Here is a 22,442-nt window from a genome sequence, read left to right on the forward strand (position 1 = left end):
CGGCGTTTTTATTGGGCGTGTGAGAGGCAGCCAGCTGTCAGTCCAGCAGTGTTGCCCAGCCTTCAACCACATCGCCACCCCATTTGGCTTTCCATTCTTTCAGGGTCTTGTGGTTGCCGCCTTTGGTTTCGATCACTTCGCCATTGTGCGGGTTTTTGTACTGCTTGACCTTGCGAGCACGCTTGGTGCCAGTGGTCTTGACCGCACCGCGCGGAGCTTTGCTCAGTTTGGATTCTGGATCCAGCAGGGCAATCACGTCACGCAGGGACTTGGAATATTCGCCCATCAGTGCGCGCAGTTTGCCTTCGAACTCGAGTTCTTTCTTCAGTTTGTCATCTTGCGACAGGTTGGCCAGACGGGCCTGAAGTTCCTTGATGGCTTCTTCGGTAGCGCGGTATTCGTTGATCAGGGACATGGAGTGGTCCTTAGTGCAATGTTCAAAGAGAAACAGTTCGGGCCAATAATAGACAGGCGATACTCTCAAGTAAACAATTAAAAAGGCAATAAACTGTTAATTGTCGTGGGGCAATGCAGGCATTTGGTTAAGAAAATTTTACATATCGCCCGACAAATTCATCATTTCCTACGTGGTCGGCTCAGTTGGCAGCTTTGCCCCTCGCGGGCCGAGCGTGTGTGCTGTAGCGGGCAATCATTACTGCGTTTTTTCTGGCGGGCCGCTAGAATGTGCGCCTTTGCGAAGTTTCCGGAGTCTCCTTCATGCGCACCTATCGACTGGTGATTGCCTGCCCCGACCGTGTCGGCATCGTGGCAAAAGTCAGTAATTTCCTGGCCCTGTACAACGGCTGGATCAACGAAGCCAGCCACCACTCCGATGAGCAGAGCGGTTGGTTCTTCATGCGCCATGAGATCCGCGCCGAATCCCTGCCATTTGGCATCGAAGCGTTTCGCGAGGCGTTCGCGCCGATCGCCGAAGAGTTCTCCATGACCTGGCGGATCACCGACTCGGCCCAGAAGAAACGCGTGGTGCTGATGGCCAGCCGCGAATCCCACTGCCTGGCCGATCTGCTGCATCGCTGGCACACCGACGAGCTCGATTGCGAAATTCCCTGCGTGATCTCCAACCACAACGACCTGCGCAGCATGGTCGAGTGGCACGGCATCCCGTTCTTCCATGTCCCGGTCGATCCCAAGGACAAGCAACCGGCGTTTGCCGAGGTCTCGCGTCTGGTCCAGGAGCATGGGGCCGATGTCGTGGTGCTGGCGCGCTACATGCAGATCCTGCCGCCGCAGCTGTGCCAGGAATACGCCGAAAAAGTCATCAACATCCACCACAGCTTCCTGCCATCGTTCGTCGGCGCCAAGCCGTACCACCAGGCGGCGCTGCGTGGCGTGAAACTGATCGGTGCGACCTGCCACTACGTCACCGAAGAGCTGGACGCCGGTCCGATCATCGAGCAGGACGTGGTGCGTGTCACCCACGCCGACAGCATTGAAGACATGGTGCGTTTCGGTCGTGACGTGGAGAAGATGGTGCTGGCCCGCGGCCTGCGCTACCACCTGGAAGACCGTGTCTTGGTGCATGGCAACAAAACCGTGGTGTTCGACTAAGCGCCGATGGCCGATCCCCGCGACAAGGCTGCGGCGGCGTCGCCGCCCACTCTGGGCGAGGGGTGCCTCGCTCGCTTCGATCTCGAGCGCTTGAGCGAAGAGGCTGGCACCCACTTCCCGGATGCCGCCGCGCTCTGGCGCCAGCTCAACTCGCCTGACGACGCCAGCGCTCCAGCAACGGACGCGCCAACAGGCAAACGAATACCGGGCCCCCGGCGATCAGGTAGAAGTAGTAAGTGACCGCGCGCCAGATCAGGATCGCCGCCGCCGCCGTAGAGCTGCCCACCAGGGGCGTCAGCAGGCTCGCCGAGGTCAATTCGGCGGCTCCGGCTCCGCCTGGCAGCAGGCTGAACTGCCCGGCGCTGAGTGACAGGATCTGCACCAGAAAGCTTGGAATCCACGAAAGCTCCACACCCAGCCCTCGCAGAACCAGGTACAGCACGCTGTAGCGCAGGCTCCAGTGCACACAAGTCAAACTGAAAACCAGAATCAGGATGCGCTTGGGCAGGCGCCAGGTGTCCGTCAGTGCATGGACGAAACGCAACAGCTTGCGCGCCCATTGCCGTCTGCGCCGCGCCGACATGCCCAAGCGGCGTAGTAACCGGCCGTTCAGGCGCATCACCGTGCGCCGGTAGCGCAGCAACGCGAGAATCCCAAGCAGCGCCGAACACAGCAACAGGGCGCTGCCCAACAGCATGCTCTGCTGGTTATGTCCCAGGCTGTGGAACAGGGCATAGCCTGCAATCGCCAGCATCGCGCAGAAGAAGAACACCAGATCGTTCAACTGATCCATGGCGAACACCGCACCGCTGCGCGCCGGGCCGATACGCTCGCGCGCCAGCAGGGCCATGAGGGTCAATGGTCCGCCGCTGCCGCCAGGGGTGGTACAGATGGCGAATTCGGTGGCCATGACCACACCCAGGCTGCGTACCCGGCCGAGGCGTGCCCCTTGTTGGCCGAGCAGCAGCCGCAGGCGCACGGCATTGATCACCCAGCACAGCAGGATCATGCCCAGTAGCACAGCCATCAGGCTCGGGGCAAAGGCGCGTAGGCGCGCCAGCAAATCGCTGCCACCGAGCAAGGTGGGTACCAGCAACGCCAGCAGCAGTGCCAGGCCCAGCCAGCCCAGGCGGTTCATGCCTGGACCTGACGCGCCAGCCAGGCGGATTTGGTCAGGGGTTGACGTCCCTGCGCTAGCAACGTTTGCAATGTCTGCAACCAGTAGTCGCGAGAGGCCGGATGACGCATATCCACGGGATGCAGGCCAAGGCGCAGCGTGGCTGCATTGCGCCAGCGTCGCCCTTGCCAGTCGCAGATCATCCGCGAAAGCCCCCGTCGCCAAGCACTGCGGGCGCTCCACACCAAGCCGGGGGCCTGGATGGCGGTGAACTCCGGGAGGCGATAGAGGTGCTGGGGCGTGCTGGTGTAGCGCAGCGGCAACCGACGCAGGGCCTGGCGTGTGCCTTCGCTCATCAACCAGGCCGGGGCGACGAAACCGGCCACCGGCCAGCCGTGGCGGTCGAACACTTCCAAGCCGGCTTCCAGGCGCAGCAGGGCCTCGGCCTCATCTAGCCCATAGAATTCGCCTTCATGGGTGTAGATTCGGCGCATGAAGAACTCGCGGGCGCTGCGCGGCGGGGGCCCATCATCAGCATGGAAATAGCCGTGCAGGGCCAGCTCGTCGCCCTGTGCCAAGCGTCGTTCGAGCAAGCGGCAGAAGGTCGGCGAGCGGGACAGGGGATTGCGATGATGGAAGTCCGGCACCACCAGCCATGTCATGGGCACGTTGCCCAGGCGTTCCACGGCCTGGACGAACGGCTGGTAGTCCGGCCAGGTTTCGGGCGCGACATCGTGCAGCACCAGCATCAGGCTACGCGGCGCGGCGTCTGTCTCAACCATGGGCGCGTACCTGCGGCTGGTGACCGAGCACGGCCTGGTAGTGCTCCAGCAGGCCATCGACCACATGGTCCCAGGCGTAGTGCAGTTCGACATGACGACGGGCCTGGGCTCCCAGCCGACGGACACCGGCCTCGAAGGTTTCGCGCACAGCGTTAGCCATGGCCTGGGCGTCATTGGGGGTGCACAGGCGTCCGCAGCGTTCATCGACGATTTCACTGAAGGCGCCGGCACGTACCGCGACCACGGGCAGGGCACTGGCCATGGCCTCGAGGATAACCAGGCCGAAGGTTTCCTGATCGCCTGCATGTACCAGCAGGTCCGCACTGGCGAACAGCCGGGCGACCTCTTGAGGTGGGCAGAAATGGTCGATGACACTGACATTGTCCGGCACATTGGCGGGCATGTTCGAGCCGACCAACAATAAATGATAGTGGCGGCCCAATCGCCTCATGCAGTCGAGCAGCACCGGCAGGTTCTTCTCCCGCGAGCCACGCCCGGCGAACACCAGCAGGCGCGTGGTGTCGGGGATTCCCAGTTCGGCCCGAAGGCCCGGATCGCGGTGTTCGGGGTTGAAGGTGCACAGGTCGACGCCCAGGTGTTGCACATGCACGTCCTTGACGCCTAGCCGACACAGCTTGTCAGCCATCACTTGGCTGGGCGCCAGCACGCGGTCGAAGTTGCCGTACAGTTTGCTGACATAGGCCTCGACGTTGGGGGTGAACCAGTTGCCCATGCGGTTGCTCACCAGCAGCGGCAAGTCGGAGTGGTAGAAGCCGATTACCGGTACGTCGAGCTTGCGCCGCGCTTCCAGGGCGGCCCAGGCCGTGAGGTAGGGGTCACCGACTTCGATCAGGTCAGGCTGCAGGCGCCGCAACACGTTGCACCAAGGGGCCAGGCGGACGGGAAAGCGGTAGCCGTTGCCAAAGGGCAGGGGCGGCGCCGGCACCTGGTAGATGCCATCGGCATCGGTGGCGCTGGCGCCAGGAATCAAAAGGCTGTGACGCACGCCGGGCCTGGCGTCGAGTCGGCGATGTTTGGCATCAAGATAGGTACGTACGCCGCCACTGGCCGGGGCGTAGAACATGGTGATGTCAGCGATGTGCACGATCAGCATCCCTCCGGGATCGTCTTCGGGTCTGTCATCGGGCTGCGATGAGCAGGCGATGACGCGCCTAAAGGTTGACCTTACTGAAGGATAGTTTGTTCGATCGGAGGGAGGCAGCGGTCAGCGTCAAGCTGCAGGGTGCGAGCTGCAAGCTTCAAGCTGCAAGAGCCAGCGGCGCCCTGCCTGCTGTTCTTGCGGCTTGAAGCTCGAAGCTTGCGGCTTGAAGCTCTTAGATCCGGAAACTGCCGACCAGATGCTTGAGGCGGGTGGCTTGCTGTTCCAGGTCCGTGCAGGCGCGTAGGGTAGCCTGCAGGTTCTCGACGCCCTCCTGGTTGAGCATGTTGATTTCGTTGATGTCCATGTTGATCGAGTCGACCACGGCGGTTTGCTCCTCGGTGGCCGTAGCCACCGACTGGTTCATGCCGTCGATTTCGCCGATACGCACGGTCACGCTGTCCAGGCGCTCGCCGGCCTGGTTGGCGATCTCCACGCTGTCCTGGCTGTGGTGCTGGCTCTGACCCATGGTTTCGACCGACTCACGGGCACCGACCTGCAGCTCCTCGATCATGTTCTGCACTTGCTGTGCCGATTCCTGGGTGCGGTGGGCGAGGTTGCGTACTTCGTCGGCGACCACGGCGAAACCGCGGCCAGCCTCGCCTGCACGGGCGGCCTCGATCGCCGCGTTGAGCGCCAGCAGGTTCGTCTGTTGGGAAATGCTGGTGATCACCTCGAGAATCTGGCCGATGTTGACGGTCTTGTTGTTGAGCGTCTCGATGTGGGCGCTGGAGGTGACGATCAGGTCGGACAGGCGATTCATCGCCTCGATGTTGCGCTCCACCACCTGCTGGCCTTCTTCGGCCAGCAGGCGCGCCGAGGTGGCGTGCTGAGAGGCCTGGGCCGCGTTGCCGGCGATCTCCTGGGCAGCGGCGCCGAGCTCGTTGATGGCGGCGGCGACGCTGTTGGTGCGGTTGGCCTGCTCGTCGGAGTTTGCCATCGACGAGTTGGAGGCACTGATCACCCGCAAGGCCACTTCGTTGACTTGTTCGGTGGCCGAGGACACTTCGCGGATCGAGGCGTGGATACGCTCGACGAAGCGGTTGAACGCCGTGCCGAGGATGCCGAACTCATCGTGTTGATGGATCTGCAGGCGCTTGGTCAGGTCGCCTTCACCCTCGGCGATGTCTTCCATCGCACGGGTCATGGTGTGCAAGGGCTGCATCAGCACGCGGATCAGTAAACCCAGCAGGGCAATGATGATGACCACCGCCACGATCGTCGCGATCACCGCCGAGGTGCGGAAGGTGCTGAGCATGGCGAAGGCTTTGTCTTTATCTACCGACAGGCCGATGTACCAGTTGGCCGAAGGCAGCCCCTTGATCGGGGTGAAGGTCAGCAAGCGAGCCTGGCCGTCGGACTCGACTTCGGTCAGCTCGCCGGACAGCTTGGGTGTTTGCTGTGGGAACAGGTCCGACAGCGACTTCATCACCAAGTCTTTGTTCGGATGTACCAGGATCTTGCCTTGGTCGTTGACCAGGAAGGCGTAGCCCATGCCGCCGAAGTCCAGCGAATTGATGATGTCCACAAGGCCGTCGAGGGCCAGGTCCCCACCGACCACACCGACAGTGCTCGAGACCTTGCTGAGGATACCGATGACCATCTTGTTGGTGGTCAAGTCGATGTAGGGTTCGGTCAGCATGGCGCCACTGGCGTTCATGCCGTCCTTGTACCAGGGGCGCACGCGAGGGTCGTAGCCGTCGGGCATCTTGGAATCGGGACGCACGCTGAAGCCGCCGTCCACCTTGCCCAGGTAGACGGTGAGAAAGCTCGACAGTAGGGCTTGCTGACTCATGAAGGTTTCGGCATTGGCCGGATTCTGTGCGATGTTCTGCGACAGGTTTTCCACTAACTTGATTCGGCCATCGAACAGGTTGCGAATGTTGGTCGAGGTGGATTCGCCCATTTCAGCCAGATAACTCTCCAGGTCGGCGCGAATGGCATTACGCTGGAGATAATCGTTGTAGAGGGTGAACAGGCTGAAGGCGAGTATCACGATCAAAGACGCCGCCAAGAGAATCTTGTGGCTGAAACGTAGGCTTTTGTTCATGGCGTGGTCCGCTAAGGTTTTTATCGGGTCGTTCGCACGAAGGCAGCTTGAAAACAGTGCAACAATCACCGGAGGTCCTTTTCGGGATGTTCCTGTCTTTCAGAATGAGTAGCACCACGGGGTATCGGCCGTTATGCGGCAAAGCTTGAATAGAGGATGAAAGAAGATGTCGGATACTTCGCAAATAGTTGTGGGGGCGGGGCCTGACGGCCAGCCAGTGAGCCAAGCCATGCGCCTGGCCAACCGTCATGGGCTGGTTGCCGGTGCCACAGGGACGGGCAAGACCGTGACCCTGCAACGCCTGGCCGAGGTCTTCAGCGATGCGGGAGTTGCGGTGTTCGCCGCCGACGTGAAGGGCGACCTGTGCGGCCTGGGGGCAGCCGGAGCCCCGCAGGGCAAAGTGGCCGAGCGTATCGCCGCAATGCCGTGGTTGGGCCACCGCCCTCAGGCCTATCCCGTGACCTTGTGGGATATTGCAGGGGAGTCGGGTCATCCCTTGCGAACGACACTCAGTGAAATGGGGCCTCTGTTGTTGGGCAACTTGCTGGAACTGACCGACAGCCAGCAGGCAGCACTATACGCAGCCTTCAAGGTGGCTGACCGCGAAGGGCTATTGCTCCTGGACCTCAAGGACCTCAAGGCGCTGCTCGGGCACTTGAAGGACAACCCGCAATTGCTGGGTGAGGACAGCGCATTGATGACCACGGGCTCCACCCAGGCCCTGCTACGTCGCCTGGCGACTCTGGAGCAACAGGGGGCCGAGGCCCTGTTCGGAGAGCCGGCCCTGCAACTGGAGGATCTACTGCGCCCGGACCGCGATGGGCGAGGGCGCATCCACTTGCTCGATGCCAGCCGGTTGGTGCATGAGGCGCCGAAGGTCTACGCCACCTTCCTTTTATGGTTGTTGGCCGAGCTGTTCGAACAGTTGCCCGAGCGTGGTGATGCCGACAAACCGGTGTTGGCGTTGTTCTTCGACGAGGCGCATCTGCTGTTCAACGGCACCCCCAAGGCCCTGCAGGATCGCCTCGAGCAAGTGGTTCGACTGATCCGCTCCAAAGGCGTAGGGGTTTATTTCGTGACCCAGTCGCCAGGGGACTTGCCCGATGCCGTGCTGGCGCAGTTGGGGCTGCGTATCCAGCATGGGCTTCGTGCGTTCACCGCCAAGGAGCAGAAGTCGCTCAGGGCCGTGGCCGACGGATTCCGTCCTAACCCGGCATTCGATGCACTCGCCGTGTTGACCGAACTGGGTATCGGTGAGGCATTGGTAGGGACCCTGCAGGAGAAAGGCACGCCGGAAATGGTCCAGCGGGTACTGGTAGCGCCACCGCAGTCGCGTATCGGGCCGTTGACCGAGACCGAGCGCAAAGCGCTGGTTGCAGCCTCGCCACTGGCGGGACGTTATGACAAACCAGTCGACCGTGAATCGGCTTATGAGATGCTGACCGCTCGCAAGGGCGAGCCGGTGGAGCCCGTGCCGCAGCCCAAGGCCGATGAGGAGAGCTTCGCCGACAAGGCTGGAGAGTTTTTGCAGAGTGCTGCGGGGCAGGCGATCAAGTCGGCAGTGCGCCAGGCGGCCAATCAGTTGGGGCGCCAATTGGTGCGTGGCCTGATGGGCTCGCTGCTGGGCGGCAAACGGCGGTAGTGGCCAGTGGCGCCAGCACTCACAGGTGCTAGGCATCGTGAACCCATGAAAAAGGCGCCCGAAGGCGCCTTTTTCATGACAGCGGTATCGATCAGCCGATCGCCTTGGAGGCCAGCCAGAACAGGCCGGCGGCCAGGCCCATCGAAGCCGGCAGGGTCAGGACCCAGGCCAGCAGGATGGTCTTCACGGTGCCGCCTTGCAGGCCGCTCTTGTTGGCGACCATGGTGCCGGCGACACCCGACGACAATACGTGGGTGGTCGAGACCGGCAGGCTGAAAACGTTGGCCAAGCCGATGGCGCAGGCTGCGGTGATCTGCGCCGACATGCCCTGGGCGTAGGTCATGCCTTGCTTGCCGATCTTCTCGCCGACGGTCAGCACCACGCGCTTCCAGCCGACCATGGTGCCCAGGCCCAGGGCCAGGGCGACAGCCACGATCACCCAGAACGGTGCGTATTCGGTGGTGGCGGTCAGGTCTTTGCGCAGCTTCTCGAGGTCGGCCTTTTCACGGCTTTCCAGTCCTGGGAGCTTGCCGACCTTCTTGGCGGTGTCATCCAGGCAGAGCAGATAGCGACGGACTTCGACGCGCTTCTCCGCGCTCAGGTCGCGGTAGTCGGTGACACCGTGCAGCGACGATTGCAGGGCGGCGATGGTCGGTTCGGTCTGCTGCGGATTGCAGCTGAACTGCTCCGGCAGGTCGGTCGACTTGGCCTTGCCCAGTGCCAGGAACTCGCCCAGGGTGGCGGCGTTGCGCTGGTAGAACTGGCTCATGTGCAGGGTGGCGTCGCGGGTACGCTCGATCTGGTAGGTGGTGCTGTTCAGGTCGAGGACGAACTTGGCAGGAACGATACCGATCAGGACCAGCATGATCAGGCCGATGCCTTTCTGGCCGTCGTTGGAGCCGTGCACGAAGCTGACGCCCATCGCGGAAATCACCAGCACCAGGCGATTCCAGAATGGCGGATGCTTCTTGTCGTCCAGCTTGCGGCGTTGTTCCGGTGTCTTGTGCATCTTCGACAGCGGGCGCCACCATTTGAGGCCGATCAATACCAGGGCCGCGACGGCGAAGCCGGCCATGGGCGAGATCACCAGCGACATGGCGATGTCGATCGCTTTCTGCCAGTTGACGCCATCGCCGAGGGGGATGTCGTTGAGCAGGGCATTGGCCAGGCCCACGCCCAGGATCGAGCCGATCAGGGTATGAGAGCTGGATGCGGGGATGCCGAAGTACCAGGTGCCGAGGTTCCAGGTGATGGCCGCGGCCAGCAACGAGAAGACCATGGCCAGCCCGTGTCCGGTGTTCACATTGATCAGCAGTTCGACTGGCAGCAGGTGGACGATGGCATAGGCCACCCCGACGCCGCCGAGCAGAACCCCGAGGAAGTTGAACACACCGGAGAAGAACACGGCCAGGTGCGGTGGCATGGCTTTGGTATAGATGACGGTGGCTACCGCGTTGGCGGTGTCATGAAAGCCATTGATGAACTCGAATGCGAGCACGAAGGTCAGAGCGAGCAGCAAGCTCACCAGCACCCACGCATCCAGTCCGCTGAATAAATCGATCATGAAGGTTGTCTGGCGGTCATAGGGGGGGCGCGATTATGCCAGAAAACCTTGGCAATCGATGCCCCTGCAACCGATCGACGAGATGGGAAGCATCCCAGGGAAGCGGCGATTCGATGCAAGATGGGTGGGGTTTTTCACGACTAAAATCGCTAAAAAACCACAAAAAAGCAGGTAAAACCCGCAATCATGAATATGGTGGTTATTTCAAACGATCGTATGAAATTTGTGTAATTCCATTTCATCATGGCGCATCGATAAAAGGACCGCTGCGCACCACCGCGTTGAAGGCGGTGGTGCGCCGCTTCGCAAGGCACACCGGGTCAGGTGTTCTCGCTGCGCAGTTCCTTTTCCATTTTTTCCAGCTCTTGGGCGAAGACCTGGTCCTGGACAGTGGCGCGCTTGCGCCAAGGTTTGCGCTCTGGTTCCAATTGCGCGGCGTAAGTGGTCACTTCACCACCGTATACTTCCTTGTAACGTTCAGCCTGGCGCTCGAGTTCCGCGCGCAGTTCTTCTTTCGTCACAGTCATACCCGAATAGGTTGAAATTTTGCCTTGGCGTTCATCATGCAAAGTTATGCAGACGGCTACGTCGCCAAGGCGAACATGCTGTCGCAGCGACAGGATCCATGAGGTACATGGCACTTGGATTAACGGGGTAGGCCCTGAGCCCTGCACCTGACTGGCGGCGTCTCCGTGGGAACGTCGACGAATATCGTTCTGAATGAACGATCCGGCCAGCGCATTCGATTATAGCAATCGATAAGTCAATGGCCATCATTCTTTAGCGGCACGTGCCAAACATTCAAAGTTATGTAGTGGGCACAATGGCGATAATCAGACTGGCCGTGAAAGTTTGAGGTGTGCTCGTCCATGAAAGTTCGGGCGAACAACAAGGAAAACAAAAACGGCCTCGTGGGAAACGAGGCCGTTGCCTGGGACTTCTACGGTGGGTACCTGACCAGTCTCTCCAAAGAAGCCACATGTGGCAGGAGAAAGGTATAAGTAAAAGTGTCAGCGGTCAATTGCGATTATCGGCCGTTGGTTCGATAATCGCACAAGCGACCGTTTTTTTTGAGGTTCATCATGAGCGAAGAAACCCAGGACAAGGCTTCCGCCAATCCGGAGCCGGGACGTACCGCAGCGCCTGCACTGGCCCCGCCGATCGTGGCCTCGCCCGCCAAACGTATCCAGGCCTTTACCGGCGACCCGGATTTCATGACTTCGCTGGCCCGTGGGCTGGCGGTCATCCAGGCCTTCCAGGAGCGCAAGCGCCACCTGACCATCGCACAGATCAGCCATCGCACCGAGATTCCCCGGGCGGCGGTGCGCCGCTGTCTGCATACCCTGATCAAACTGGGTTACGCGACCACCGATGGGCGCACCTATTCGTTGTTGCCCAAGGTCCTGACCCTGGGGCATGCGTATCTGTCCTCGACACCTCTTGCGGTCTCCGCGCAGCCTTACCTGGATCGGATCAGCGATCAGTTGCACGAAGCGGCCAACATGGCGACGCTCGAAGGTGACGACATTTTGTATATCGCCCGTTCGGCAACGGTGGAGCGGTTGATCTCGGTCGACCTTTCGGTGGGCGGCCGCTTGCCGGCCTACTGCACCTCGATGGGGCGTATCCTGCTGGCAGCACTGGACGATGCCAGTCTCTGGGAATACCTCGAACGCGCCGACCTCAAAGCCCGCACCAGTCGAACCCTGCACGATCCGGACTCACTGTTCGCCTGCATACAGCAGGTGCGCGCCCAAGGCTGGTGCGTGGTGGACCAGGAGCTGGAACAGGGCCTGCGCTCGATCGCGGTGCCGATCTACGACGCCTCGGGGCAGGTACTGGCCGCGCTCAACGTCAGTACTCACGTGGGTCGGGTGACGCGCAGCGAGTTGGAGCAGCGCTTCCTGCCGATCCTGCTGGCGGCCAGCCGCGACCTCTGCCACCAGCTATTTGGATAGCAATGCCCAGGGCCGCTTCGCGGCCCATTCACGGTCTGCATTTATCCACAGGCCGAACGGCGCCACGCGTTTCTTGTTCGATTAACGCACAGTCTCGTTTTCCATGAATTGCGCACCTGGGATGCGCTGATTAATGTCTTGCGCAACGGTCGGTTTGCCGACCGGACAATAACAACATTCGAGACGCACCCCATGAGCATTGTCCTTTCGCTGTCGCGGCCGCACCCGCCTGCAGCGTCGCCGCTTTCCGGCTGATCCACCGACGCATTCGCTTATCCTGCTCCCTGCACATCCTCCGTGTGCAGTGGCCTGTCTGCGCCTCATTTTCCGGACAACAACAATGAATAAACCGCAAACCGCTGTCGGAAACTGCCTCGACGTCCAGTCCTTCATCAACGACCAGCCACTGTCCCGCTATCAGTGGCGGGTGGTGATCCTGTGTTTTTTGATCGTCTTCCTCGATGGCCTGGATACCGCGGCCATGGGTTTCATCGCGCCGGCCCTGTCCCAGGAGTGGGGCATCGATCGCGCAAGCCTTGGCCCGGTGATGAGCGCTGCGCTGATTGGCATGGTGTTCGGTGCCCTGGGGTCGGGGCCTTTGGCTGACCGCTTCGGGCGCAAGGGCGTGCTGGTCGGGGCGGTGCTGGTGTTCGGCGGCTTCAGCCTGGCCTCGGCCTATGCCACCGACGTCGATCAACTGCTGGTGCTGCGTTTTCTCACTGGCCTGGGGCTGGGCGCTGGTATGCCCAATGCCACCACGCTGCTCTCCGAGTACACCCCCGAGCGGCTCAAGTCATTGCTGGTCACCAGCATGTTCTGTGGCTTCAATCTGGGCATGGCAGGCGGTGGTTTCATTTCCGCCAAGCTGATCCCCGCCTACGGCTGGCATAGCCTGCTGGTGCTCGGTGGCGTGCTGCCGCTGCTGTTGGCGGTGGTGCTGCTGGTGTGGTTGCCGGAGTCCGCGCGGTTTCTGGTGGTGCGCAATCGCGGGATCGACAAGGTTCGCAAGGCCTTGGCTCCGATCGCTCCTGCCAAGGTAGCTGAGGCGGCGAGCTTCAGTGTGCCGGAACAGAAGGCGGTGGCCGCCGGCAACGTGTTCACGGTGATCTTCTCCGGCACCTATGGTCTGGGCACCGTTTTGCTCTGGCTGACCTACTTCATGGGGCTGGTCATCGTCTACCTGCTGACCAGCTGGCTGCCGACCCTGATGCGTGACAGTGGTGCCAGCATGGAGCAGGCCGCGTTCATTGGCGCCTTGTTCCAGTTCGGTGGCGTACTCAGCGCGGTTGGCGTGGGCTGGGCGATGGACCGCTTCAACCCGCACAAGGTCATTGGTCTGTTCTATCTATTGGCGGGTGTGTTCGCCTACGCAGTCGGGCAGAGCCTGGGCAACATGACTCTGCTGGCCACCCTGGTGCTGGTGGCGGGCATGTGCATTAACGGCGCGCAATCGGCCATGCCCTCGTTGGCAGCGCGGTTCTACCCCACTCAAGGGCGTGCCACCGGGGTGTCTTGGATGCTCGGCATCGGCCGGTTCGGCGCGATCCTCGGGGCCTGGAGCGGCGCGACGTTGCTGGGACTTGGCTGGAACTTCGAACAGGTGCTGACCGCGCTGCTGGTGCCAGCGGCGCTGGCCACCGTGGGTGTGGTGGTCAAAGGGCTGGTGAGCCACGCCGACGCGACCTGATCGCTCTGGGTGGAGGAGCGATTTACCCGCAGATGAGAGGGTGCACCTCACCGATGTTTCGCGGTTAAACCCGGCTCCACACAGGTGTGCCCTGCGGTCTGGGATGAATGGATAGCAGAACAACAAATAGTTCGATAATCGCACAAAAGTGCGATTATCGGATTGTAAGCACCCCGGCGTCCTCCTTAATCTGAGCCCATCGCAGCGATGCATCGGCCCGCTGCTCCCTGACCCGACTCGTCCTGACCAGGAGTCTCCAATGGCAGCAATCCTCTCGCTTCATGATGCCGTGAAGCAATTCATCCAGGATGGCGACACCGTCGCCCTCGAAGGTTTCACCCACCTGATCCCGACCGCCGCCGGCCATGAGATCATCCGTCAGAACAAGCGGGACCTGACCTTGGTGCGCATGACCCCGGACCTGATCTACGACCAATTGATCGGTGCCGGTTGCGCGCGCAAGTTGATCTTCTCCTGGGGCGGGAACCCCGGTGTGGGCTCGCTGCACCGCCTGCGCGATGCGGTGGAAAAACACTGGCCTCACGCCATCGAAATCGAAGAGCACAGCCACGCCGACCTGGCCAATGCCTACGTCGCCGGTGCTTCGGGCTTGCCCTTTGCCGTGCTGCGCGCCTACGCAGGTTCCGACCTGCCGAAGGTCAACCCGCTGATCAAGAGCGTGACCTGCCCGTTCACCGGCGAAGTACTCGCCGCCGTGCCTTCGGTGCGCCCGGATGTCACCGTGATCCACGCACAAAAAGCCGACCGCAAGGGCAACGTACTGCTCTGGGGCATCCTGGGCGTGCAGAAGGAAGCGGCCCTGGCGGCCAAGCGCTGCATCGTCACGGTCGAGGAAATCGTCGATGACCTGCAGGCCCCGATGAACGCCTGTGTACTGCCGACCTGGGCGCTCAGCGCCGTATGTCTGGTGCCCGGCGGCGCCCATCCGTCCTACGCCCATGGTTACTACGAGCGCGACAACCGCTTCTACCAAGCCTGGGACCCGATTGCGCGCAACCGTGAGTCGTTCACTGCCTGGATCGACACCTACATCCGTGGCACCGCTGACTTCAATGAATTCAAGGCCAAGCTGGCCAGCACCGCGGAGGCTGCGCAATGAACTATTCCACTTCCGAGATGATGACTGTCGCCGCAGCCCGTCGCCTGCGTAACGGCGCGGTCTGCTTCGTGGGGATCGGCCTGCCGTCCAAGGCCGCCAACCTGGCACGCCTGACGTCCTCCCCGGACGTGGTGCTGATCTACGAATCCGGCCCGATCGGTGCCAAGCCCAGCGTGTTGCCGCTGTCGATCGGCGACGGCGAGCTGGCTGAAACCGCCGATACCGTAGTGCCAACCGCCGAGATCTTCCGCTATTGGCTGCAAGGCGGGCGCATTGACGTGGGCTTCCTTGGCGCTGCCCAGGTCGACCGCTTCGGCAACATCAACACCACCGTTGTCGGTGACTACCACGCGCCCAAGACGCGCCTGCCGGGTGCTGGCGGCGCACCGGAGATCGCCGGTTCCGCCAAGCAGGTGCTGATCATCCTCAAGCAGTCGCCTCGTGCGTTCGTCGAGAAACTGGACTTCATCACCTCGGTCGGTCACGGCGAGGGCGGCGATTCGCGCAAACGCCTGGGCCTGCCGGGCGAGGGCCCGGTCGGGATCATCACCGACCTGTGCATCATGGAACCGGAAGCCGGCACCCATGAGTTCGTGGTCACCTCGATTCATCCAGGCGTGACCCGCGAGCAGATCATTGCCGCCACCGGTTGGCCGATCCGCTTTGCCGACAGCGTGCAGACCACCGATGCCCCCACCGAGGTCGAGCTGGGCGCGCTGCGCGACCTTGAGGCCCGTACCGCCGCCGCCCATGGCCAGACGGCAGGAGAAGCCTGATGCGTGACGTATTCATCTGCGACGCCATCCGCACCCCCATCGGCCGCTTCGGCGGCGCCTTGGCCGGCGTGCGTGCCGATGACCTGGCGGCGGTGCCGCTCAAGGCATTGATCGAGCGCAACCCACAGGTCGACTGGACGCAGCTCGACGAAGTGTTCCTGGGCTGTGCCAACCAGGCCGGCGAGGATAACCGTAACGTGGCGCGCATGGCGCTGCTGCTGGCCGGCCTGCCACAAAGCGTTCCGGGCGTGACCCTCAACCGCCTGTGTGCCTCGGGAATGGATGCTGTCGGCACCGCGTTCCGCGCCATCGCCAGCGGCGAGATGGAGCTGGCCATCGCTGGCGGGGTGGAGTCCATGTCCCGTGCTCCTTTCGTCATGGGCAAGGCCGAGAGCGGCTACTCGCGCAACATGAAGCTTGAGGACACCACCATCGGCTGGCGCTTCATTAACCCGCTGATGAAGGCCCAGTACGGCGTGGATGCCATGCCCGAGACGGCCGACAACGTGGCGGACGACTATCAGGTTTCGCGCGCCGACCAGGACGCTTTCGCCCTGCGCAGCCAGCAGAAGGCTGCGGCAGCCCAGGCGGCTGGGTTCTTCGCCGAAGAGATCGTACCGGTGCGTATCGTTCACAAGAAGGGCGAGACCCTGGTCGAGCAGGACGAGCACCTGCGCCCGGAGACCACCCTGGAGGCTCTGGCCAAGCTCAAACCGGTCAATGGCCCGGACAAGACGGTCACTGCCGGCAACGCTTCGGGCGTCAACGACGGCGCGGCCGCGTTGATCCTGGCGTCGGCTGAAGCGGTGAAAAAGCACGGCCTCACCCCGCGTGCACGGGTGCTGGGCATGGCCAGCGCCGGTGTGGCGCCTCGGGTGATGGGAATCGGTCCGGTGCCTGCGGTGCGCAAGTTGACGGAGCGACTGGGCATTGCGATGACAGATTTCGATGTCATCGAGCTGAACGAAGCCTTCGCCAGCCAGGGCCTGGCCGTACTGCGCGAGCTGGGTGTCGCCGATGACGCCCCTCAGGTCAACCCCAACGGCGGGGCCATTGCCTTGGGCCATCCGCTGGGCATGAGCGGGGCCCGCCTGGTGCTGACCGCACTGCATCAGTTGGAGAAGCGCGGCGGGCGCAAAGGCCTGGCGACCATGTGCGTGGGCGTTGGGCAGGGGCTGGCATTGGCGATCGAGCGCGTTTGATCGGGTGTTTGGACCCTTCGCGCGTAAATCGGAGCGGCGGTTTAGCGCTCCGATTTACCCACGAATAGGGACTGCCGGACCTCGCTCCACGTAAGGTGCAGGCCGGGCTGCGGAACGAGACTGTTACTGGGTGTGTCTAGACTTAGCAATGGCCTTCCAGGAGTAAGCACGTCATGACCTCTAGCTATTACACAGGCGAAGAACGCAGTAAGCGCATCTTCGCGATCGTCGGTGCCTCCTCGGGCAACTTGGTGGAATGGTTCGACTTCTACGTCTATGCCTTCTGCGCGATCTACTTCGCCCCGGCGTTCTTCCCTTCGGACGATCCCACCGTGCAGTTGCTCAATACTGCTGGGGTGTTCGCCGCAGGCTTCCTGATGCGTCCGATCGGAGGTTGGATCTTCGGCCGTCTGGCTGACCGCCATGGGCGCAAGAATTCCCTGATGATCTCGGTGCTGATGATGTGCGGCGGCTCGCTGATCATCGCTTGTCTGCCTACCTATGCGAGCATCGGCACCTGGGCGCCGGCCCTCCTATTGCTGGCGCGGCTGATCCAGGGCCTGTCGGTGGGCGGTGAATACGGCACTACCGCGACCTACATGAGTGAAGTGGCACTGCGCGGGCAGCGCGGCTTCTTTGCCTCTTTCCAGTACGTCACGCTGATCGGTGGGCAGTTGCTGGCGGTGCTGGTGGTGGTGATCCTGCAGCAGTTGCTGACCGAGGATGAGCTGCGTGCCTATGGCTGGCGTATCCCGTTCGTGGTGGGCGCCATCGCCGCGCTGATCTCGCTGATGCTGCGCCGTTCGCTGAAAGAGACCAGCAGCGCCGAAACCCGCCAGGACAAAGAGGCCGGCACCATCAGCGGGCTGTTCCGTAACCACGCCGCGGCGTTCATCACCGTGCTGGGCTATACCGCCGGCGGTTCGCTGATCTTCTACACCTTCACCACGTACATGCAGAAGTTCCTGGTCAACACCGCCGGGATGAACGCCAAGAGCGCCAGCTTCGTGATGACCGGGGCGCTGTTCCTATTCATGATCCTGCAGCCGCTGTTCGGCATGTTGTCCGACCGCATTGGCCGGCGTAACTCGATGATGTTGTTCGGCGCCTTGGGGACGCTGTTCACCGTGCCACTGCTGATGGCGCTCAAGACCGTGACCAGCCCATTGCTGGCCTTCGTCCTGGTGACGCTGGCGCTGTGCATCGTCAGTTTCTACACCTCGATCAGCGGCCTGGTGAAAGCCGAGATGTTCCCCACGCAAGTGCGTGCCTTGGGCGTCGGCCTGGCTTATGCGGTGGCCAACGCGGTATTCGGCGGTTCAGCCGAATACGTGGCCCTGGGCTTGAAAACCCTGGGAATGGAGAACACCTTCTACTGGTACGTGACCGCCATGATGGCGGTGGCCTTCCTGTTCAGTCTGCGCCTGCCGAAGCAGGCTGCGTACCTGCACCATGATCATTAAGGACGTTGCATGACCCACCAGCTCTTCGACGTTTACTTCACAGCGCCCGCCATGCGCGAGATCTTCTGCGATCGCGGTCGCCTGCAGGGCATGCTCGATTTCGAGGCTGCCCTGGCACGCGCCGAAGCGGCCGTCGGGCTGGTACCGCACAGTGCCGTGGCGGCCATCGAGACCGCCTGCCATGCCGAGCGCTATGACATCCGCGCCCTAGCCGAGGCCATCGCCACGGCGGGCAACTCGGCGATCCCCTTGGTGAAGGCCTTGGGCAAAGTGATCGCCAGCGGCGTACCGGAGGCCGAGCGTTACGTTCACCTGGGCGCGACCAGCCAGGACGCGATGGATACCGGTCTGGTGCTGCAACTGCGCGATGCCCTGGCGCTGATCGAGGCCGATCTTGCCAAGCTGGCCGAGACCCTGGCGCGCCAGGCCCTGCTACATGCCGATACCCCTTTGGTAGGGCGCACTTGGTTGCAACACGCCACGCCCGTCACCCTGGGCATGAAGCTGGCCGGTGTGCTGGGCGCGTTGACCCGCCATCGTCAGCGTCTTGCACAACTGCGTCCACGGCTGCTGTGCCTGCAGTTCGGCGGTGCTTCCGGCAGTCTTGCGGCCTTGGGCAGCAAGGCTCTGCCGGTCGCTGAAGGGCTCGCTGCGGACCTGGGCCTGAGCCTGCCCGAGCAACCCTGGCATACCCAGCGCGATAGGCTGGTGGAGTTCGCCTCGGTACTGGGGCTGGTGGCCGGCACGTTGGGCAAATTCGGGCGCGATGTGAGCTTGCTGATGCAGACCGAGGCGGGGGAGGTGTTCGAGCCCTCCGCGCCGGGCAAGGGCGGCTCTTCGACCATGCCGCACAAACGCAACCCGGTAGGCGCCGCGGTGCTGATCGGCGCCGCCACGCGGGTGCCGGGCTTGGTATCGACGATGTACGCCGCCATGCCTCAGGAACACGAGCGTAGCCTGGGCCTGTGGCACGCCGAATGGGAAACCCTGCCGGAAATCTGCTGCCTGGTGTCCGGCGCCCTGCGCCAGGCCCAGGTGATCGCCGACGGCATGGAGGTCGATGCTACGCGCATGCGCCGCAATCTGGATTTGACCCAAGGCCTGGTGCTGGCCGAGGCGGTGAGCATCGTCCTGGCCCAGCGCCTGGGGCGTGATCGCGCCCACCATCTGCTAGAGGACTGTTGCCAACGTGCGGTGGCCGAGCAGCGCCATCTGCGCGCGGTGCTGGGCGAGGACGCGCAAGTCAGCGCCGAGCTGAGCGCCGAAGAACTCGACCGTCTGCTCGACCCTGCCCACTACCTGGGCCAGGCCCGCGTCTGGGTGGCGCGGGCCGTGGCCGAACATCAACGTTTCACTGCCTGAAGGAGACCGCTGTGGCGCAACTGCAACTGGCCGATGGCGTATTGAACTACCAACTCGACGGCCCAGAGCACGCCCCGGTGCTGGTGTTGTCCAACTCGCTGGGTACCGACCTGCACATGTGGGACACCCAGATTCCGGCGTGGTCCGAGCATTTTCGCGTGTTGCGCTACGACACTCGTGGTCATGGCGGCTCGCAGGTCACCGAAGGCCCTTACCGCATCGAACAGCTAGGCCGCGATGTGCTGGCGCTGCTCGATGCGCTGGATATCCCGCAGGCCCACTTCGTCGGCCTGTCCATGGGCGGCCTGATCGGCCAGTGGCTGGGCATCATTGCCGGCCACCGCCTACTCAGCCTGACCCTGTGCAACACTGCGGCCAAGATCGCCAACGACGAAGTGTGGAACACCCGTATCGACACGGTGCTCAAGGGCGGTCAGCAGGCGATGGTCGATTTGCGCGATGCCTCTATCGCGCGCTGGTTCACCCCAGGATTTGCCCAGGCCCAACCCGATCAGGCTCAACGTATCTGCCAGATGCTCGCGCAGACTTCCCCCCAGGGGTACGCGGCCAATTGCGCCGCGGTGCGTGATGCGGATTTTCGTGAGCAACTGGTCAGCGTCAAGGTGCCGACCCTGATCGTCGCGGGTACCGAGGATGTGGTGACCACCCCGGAACACGGTCGCTTCATGCAGGCGCAGATCCAGGGGGCAGCCTATGTGGAGTTTGCTGCGGCGCACCTGTCCAATGTCGAGATCGGCGCACCGTTCACCCGCCGGGTGCTCGATTTTCTGCTGACCTGCTGAGGAATTGGCGATGGATGAGAAACAACGCTACGAGGCAGGCATGCAGGTGCGCCGCGCCGTACTTGGCGATGCCCATGTGGACCGCAGCCTGGAAAAGCTCAACGACTTCAATGGCGAGTTCCAGGAGATGATCACCCGGCATGCCTGGGGCGATATCTGGACGCGCCCGGGTTTGCCCCGGCATACCCGCAGCCTGATCACCATCGCGATGCTGATCGGCATGAACCGCAACGAGGAGCTCAAGCTGCACCTGCGTGCGGCCGCCAATAACGGCGTGACGCGAGAGCAGATCAAGGAAGTGATCATGCAGAGTGCGATCTATTGCGGGATCCCGGCGGCCAATGCCACCTTCCACCTGGCTGAGTCGGTGTGGGATGAGCTGGGGGTCGAGTCGCGGCAGTGAAACCTGGCGGGGTCGCATTGCGGCCCCTCGCAGGTGTGTGACGTCAGGCTGCCGCTTTCTTCTGGCGCACCGCCACCGGACCTGCCTTGGTTTCCACGGCGCGCTTGAGCGCCGGACACAGCCCCAGCATGAACGCCAGCTCCGCCACCACGAACAGCGGCCCGATGATCAGCCCGCTGATATCGTCCACGAACGCCGGCTTGCGGCCTTCGTAATAATGGCCGACGAACTGGATGATCCAGCCCACCACGAAGGCGCCGAGCCCGGCGCTCAGCCACAGCCCGGTGGCCTGTACCGCAAGTGTCTGGCCAACCCACAGGCACCCGCCCAGTAACGCGCCCATCACCAGCCCGAAGCGCACATCCAGACGCAGGTAGAACCACACCGAGGCGGCGGCGACCAGCAGCGCCGGGGAAAGCCACACCCCCAGCATTGAGCCGCCGGGGCGTGACAGCAGGATGGTCACTGCCAGCACGATCAGCGGAATCCCGACGAAATGGGTGGCGATATTGCGTGGGTCACGGTGGTAGCTGGCGTACTGGCTCAGGTGGTCAACGAGGGTTTTCATTGTTGTTACTCCCTGGGGGCCTGATTGGCTGATGCCTGTCCCGGCGTTTTCGCAGGTTTCCCTGCGAAAGGGCTTGTCTGAGCATAGCGCCCGGACATCATGGCCGGAACCTGGTGCAGGTGATGGCCTGTTATCACCGCAGCGAATGGCGTTACCCCAGGCTGCGGGCTGAGGGCTGTGCGGGCGTGTCGAGCCTCACCAGGGTCTCGATCATGGCCCGCGCCGCAGGCGACAGCCGGTAGCCACTGCGGCTGATCACCCCACATCGCACGCTCAGCACCTCCAGCCCTGGCGGCAGGTTGCGCCAGTGCAGCCGAACCAGGCGGCCGGCTGCCAGGTCCTCGGCGATCGCCTCTTCGCTGGCGTTGCCGATGGCGTCGCTGGCCAGCACGACACTGCGCAGCACGGCCAAGTGTTCGGTTTGCAGGTGAGGCGTGAAGTCGCTGCGCCCGCTCAAGTTGGCCAGTCGTTTGCGCACACCGGAAACGAGCAGGGCGCTGGCCAGTGGATAGGCGAACAGGTCGTTGGTCGACAGGCTGTCCTTGGCCAGCAAGGGGTGCCCGGGGCGGCAGAAGAACAGGCCAGGGCGTGGCGTCAGCGGTTCGGTATGAAAGTACGGGTCGGCCTCGAAGGGGCGAATGTCATCGACGAAAAACTCTATTTGCTCACGGCGCAGTGCCTGGCCCAGCTGCTCTGCATTGTTCACTTGCAAGCGGGTGAGGATCCCTGGGTGGGTCTGGATGAAATGGCGCAGAGCCTCGGGCACCAGACGCGCAGCCAGGGCCGGCCCGCTGCCGAAATGCAGCTCGCCGGCGTCGAGCTTGGTCATCTGGAGCACATCGTTGCTCAACTGCGCGGCACCCTGGACCAGTCGCCTGGCATGTTGCAGTACCACCTGCCCTTCAGGGGTGGGCTGCAGCGCCTTGCTGGCGCGGTCGACAAGCGGGCAACCCAAGGTCTGCTCCAGGCCCTGGATGGCGCGGCTGAAGGCCGGCTGGGTAATGCCCATGGCTTCGGCGGCGCGAACGAAACTGCGATATTCGGTCAGGGCAATGAAGTAGCGCAGTTGGCGAAGGTCCATGTTCGGGCTCTGGTGCGGGGATCAGGGCTCGGTTTTAGCGGGTCGTTACATATATCGTCAAAGAATGTTATTTGATTTGATTATTCTTTTTGGCTATTTGCCGGTGATCAGACGATGCGCGGTGTGAACCCGCTCC

The 22,442-nt window shown here is 62.7% G+C and carries 20 protein-coding genes and 1 pseudogene; 11 read left to right on the forward strand and 10 right to left on the reverse strand.

Features of this window, described 5'->3' with window-relative positions; genetic code table 11:
• Positions 1-37: 37 nt before the first annotated feature.
• On the reverse strand, positions 38-415 hold the full coding sequence (gene mvaT, locus R6G97_RS08275) for a histone-like nucleoid-structuring protein MvaT (protein ID WP_043206401.1): 378 nt from the start codon (positions 413-415) through the stop codon (positions 38-40).
• 302 nt (positions 416-717) lie between these two features.
• Between mvaT and purU the strand changes: the two genes are divergently transcribed.
• Entirely contained in the window at positions 718-1,569 is an 852-nt protein-coding gene (gene purU, locus R6G97_RS08280; RefSeq protein ID WP_043206402.1) for a formyltetrahydrofolate deformylase, read from the forward strand.
• Positions 1,570-1,714: 145 nt separating this feature from the next.
• On the opposite strand, the gene R6G97_RS08285 is transcribed toward purU, so the two are convergent.
• The 5 genes and pseudogenes from R6G97_RS08285 to R6G97_RS24935 all read right to left on the reverse strand — a co-directional run.
• A complete protein-coding gene (locus tag R6G97_RS08285; RefSeq protein ID WP_317847981.1) occupies positions 1,715-2,707 on the reverse strand; it encodes a lysylphosphatidylglycerol synthase transmembrane domain-containing protein in 993 nt (330 codons plus the stop codon).
• Entirely contained in the window at positions 2,704-3,468 is a 765-nt protein-coding gene (locus R6G97_RS08290) for a DUF2334 domain-containing protein (RefSeq protein WP_090344953.1), read from the reverse strand. The genes R6G97_RS08285 and R6G97_RS08290 overlap by 4 nt, the downstream gene beginning before the upstream one ends.
• Positions 3,461-4,573, reverse strand: coding sequence for a glycosyltransferase family 4 protein (locus R6G97_RS08295; protein ID WP_371906704.1), 1,113 nt, complete (start codon positions 4,571-4,573; stop codon positions 3,461-3,463). The genes R6G97_RS08290 and R6G97_RS08295 overlap by 8 nt, the downstream gene beginning before the upstream one ends.
• A gap of 229 nt (positions 4,574-4,802) precedes the next feature.
• Positions 4,803-5,567 carry a methyl-accepting chemotaxis protein gene (locus R6G97_RS24930; RefSeq protein WP_442800216.1) on the reverse strand — a complete coding sequence of 255 codons (765 nt, stop codon included), beginning with the start codon at positions 5,565-5,567 and terminating at the stop codon, positions 4,803-4,805.
• Positions 5,568-5,657: 90 nt separating this feature from the next.
• Positions 5,658-6,677 (reverse strand): annotated as a pseudogene (locus tag R6G97_RS24935) (HAMP domain-containing protein); the annotation flags it as partial.
• Between the two features lie 166 nt (positions 6,678-6,843).
• On the opposite strand from R6G97_RS24935, the gene R6G97_RS08305 reads away from it, so the two are divergent.
• A complete protein-coding gene (locus R6G97_RS08305) occupies positions 6,844-8,319 on the forward strand; it encodes a helicase HerA-like domain-containing protein (RefSeq protein ID WP_043206407.1) in 1,476 nt (491 codons plus the stop codon).
• A 91-nt stretch (positions 8,320-8,410) separates the two neighbouring features.
• Here R6G97_RS08305 and R6G97_RS08310 read toward each other — a convergent pair whose 3' ends face one another.
• Positions 8,411-9,883 carry an inorganic phosphate transporter gene (locus R6G97_RS08310; protein ID WP_043206408.1) on the reverse strand — a complete coding sequence of 491 codons (1,473 nt, stop codon included), beginning with the start codon at positions 9,881-9,883 and terminating at the stop codon, positions 8,411-8,413.
• A 320-nt stretch (positions 9,884-10,203) separates the two neighbouring features.
• Positions 10,204-10,404, reverse strand: coding sequence for a hypothetical protein (locus R6G97_RS08315; RefSeq protein ID WP_043206523.1), 201 nt, complete (start codon positions 10,402-10,404; stop codon positions 10,204-10,206).
• 561 nt (positions 10,405-10,965) lie between these two features.
• On the opposite strand from R6G97_RS08315, the gene pcaR reads away from it, so the two are divergent.
• The 9 genes from pcaR (at position 10,966) to pcaC (ending at position 20,657) form a co-directional block, all read left to right on the forward strand.
• Complete coding sequence (pcaR, locus tag R6G97_RS08320) at positions 10,966-11,841, forward strand: pca regulon transcriptional regulator PcaR (protein WP_070576040.1); 876 nt, start codon at positions 10,966-10,968, stop codon at positions 11,839-11,841.
• A 340-nt stretch (positions 11,842-12,181) separates the two neighbouring features.
• Positions 12,182-13,528: an MFS transporter gene (locus R6G97_RS08325; protein ID WP_182816303.1), complete on the forward strand. Its 1,347-nt coding sequence runs from the start codon at positions 12,182-12,184 to the stop codon at positions 13,526-13,528.
• A gap of 259 nt (positions 13,529-13,787) precedes the next feature.
• A complete protein-coding gene (locus R6G97_RS08330; RefSeq protein ID WP_043206410.1) occupies positions 13,788-14,648 on the forward strand; it encodes a CoA transferase subunit A in 861 nt (286 codons plus the stop codon).
• Positions 14,645-15,424 carry a CoA-transferase subunit beta gene (locus R6G97_RS08335; protein WP_043206411.1) on the forward strand — a complete coding sequence of 260 codons (780 nt, stop codon included), beginning with the start codon at positions 14,645-14,647 and terminating at the stop codon, positions 15,422-15,424. The genes R6G97_RS08330 and R6G97_RS08335 overlap by 4 nt, the downstream gene beginning before the upstream one ends.
• Positions 15,421-16,626, forward strand: coding sequence for a 3-oxoadipyl-CoA thiolase (gene pcaF / locus R6G97_RS08340; protein ID WP_317848148.1), 1,206 nt, complete (start codon positions 15,421-15,423; stop codon positions 16,624-16,626). Before R6G97_RS08335 ends, pcaF begins: the two co-directional genes overlap by 4 nt.
• A gap of 173 nt (positions 16,627-16,799) precedes the next feature.
• The gene (locus tag R6G97_RS08345) at positions 16,800-18,089 is read left to right on the forward strand and encodes an MFS family transporter (protein ID WP_043206413.1); all 1,290 of its coding nucleotides are present in this window, start codon (positions 16,800-16,802) and stop codon (positions 18,087-18,089) included.
• 9 nt (positions 18,090-18,098) lie between these two features.
• Positions 18,099-19,451, forward strand: coding sequence for a 3-carboxy-cis,cis-muconate cycloisomerase (locus tag R6G97_RS08350; RefSeq protein ID WP_317847983.1), 1,353 nt, complete (start codon positions 18,099-18,101; stop codon positions 19,449-19,451).
• A gap of 11 nt (positions 19,452-19,462) precedes the next feature.
• Positions 19,463-20,254, forward strand: a complete 792-nt coding sequence (gene pcaD, locus R6G97_RS08355; RefSeq protein ID WP_197852790.1) for a 3-oxoadipate enol-lactonase — start codon at positions 19,463-19,465, stop codon at positions 20,252-20,254.
• A 10-nt stretch (positions 20,255-20,264) separates the two neighbouring features.
• Complete coding sequence (pcaC, locus tag R6G97_RS08360; RefSeq protein WP_043206417.1) at positions 20,265-20,657, forward strand: 4-carboxymuconolactone decarboxylase; 393 nt, start codon at positions 20,265-20,267, stop codon at positions 20,655-20,657.
• Positions 20,658-20,700: 43 nt separating this feature from the next.
• Here the strand turns inward: pcaC and R6G97_RS08365 are convergent, their stop codons facing one another.
• Together R6G97_RS08365 and R6G97_RS08370 are read right to left on the reverse strand one after the other, a co-directional pair.
• Positions 20,701-21,225, reverse strand: a complete 525-nt coding sequence (locus R6G97_RS08365; RefSeq protein WP_043206418.1) for an Mpo1 family 2-hydroxy fatty acid dioxygenase — start codon at positions 21,223-21,225, stop codon at positions 20,701-20,703.
• A gap of 151 nt (positions 21,226-21,376) precedes the next feature.
• The gene (locus R6G97_RS08370) at positions 21,377-22,306 is read right to left on the reverse strand and encodes a LysR family transcriptional regulator (RefSeq protein WP_043206420.1); all 930 of its coding nucleotides are present in this window, start codon (positions 22,304-22,306) and stop codon (positions 21,377-21,379) included.
• Between the last annotated feature and the right edge of the window lie 136 nt (positions 22,307-22,442).

Source organism: Pseudomonas sp. HTZ2 (assembly GCF_033173945.1).
Lineage (GTDB): Bacteria > Pseudomonadota > Gammaproteobacteria > Pseudomonadales > Pseudomonadaceae > Aquipseudomonas > Aquipseudomonas guariconensis.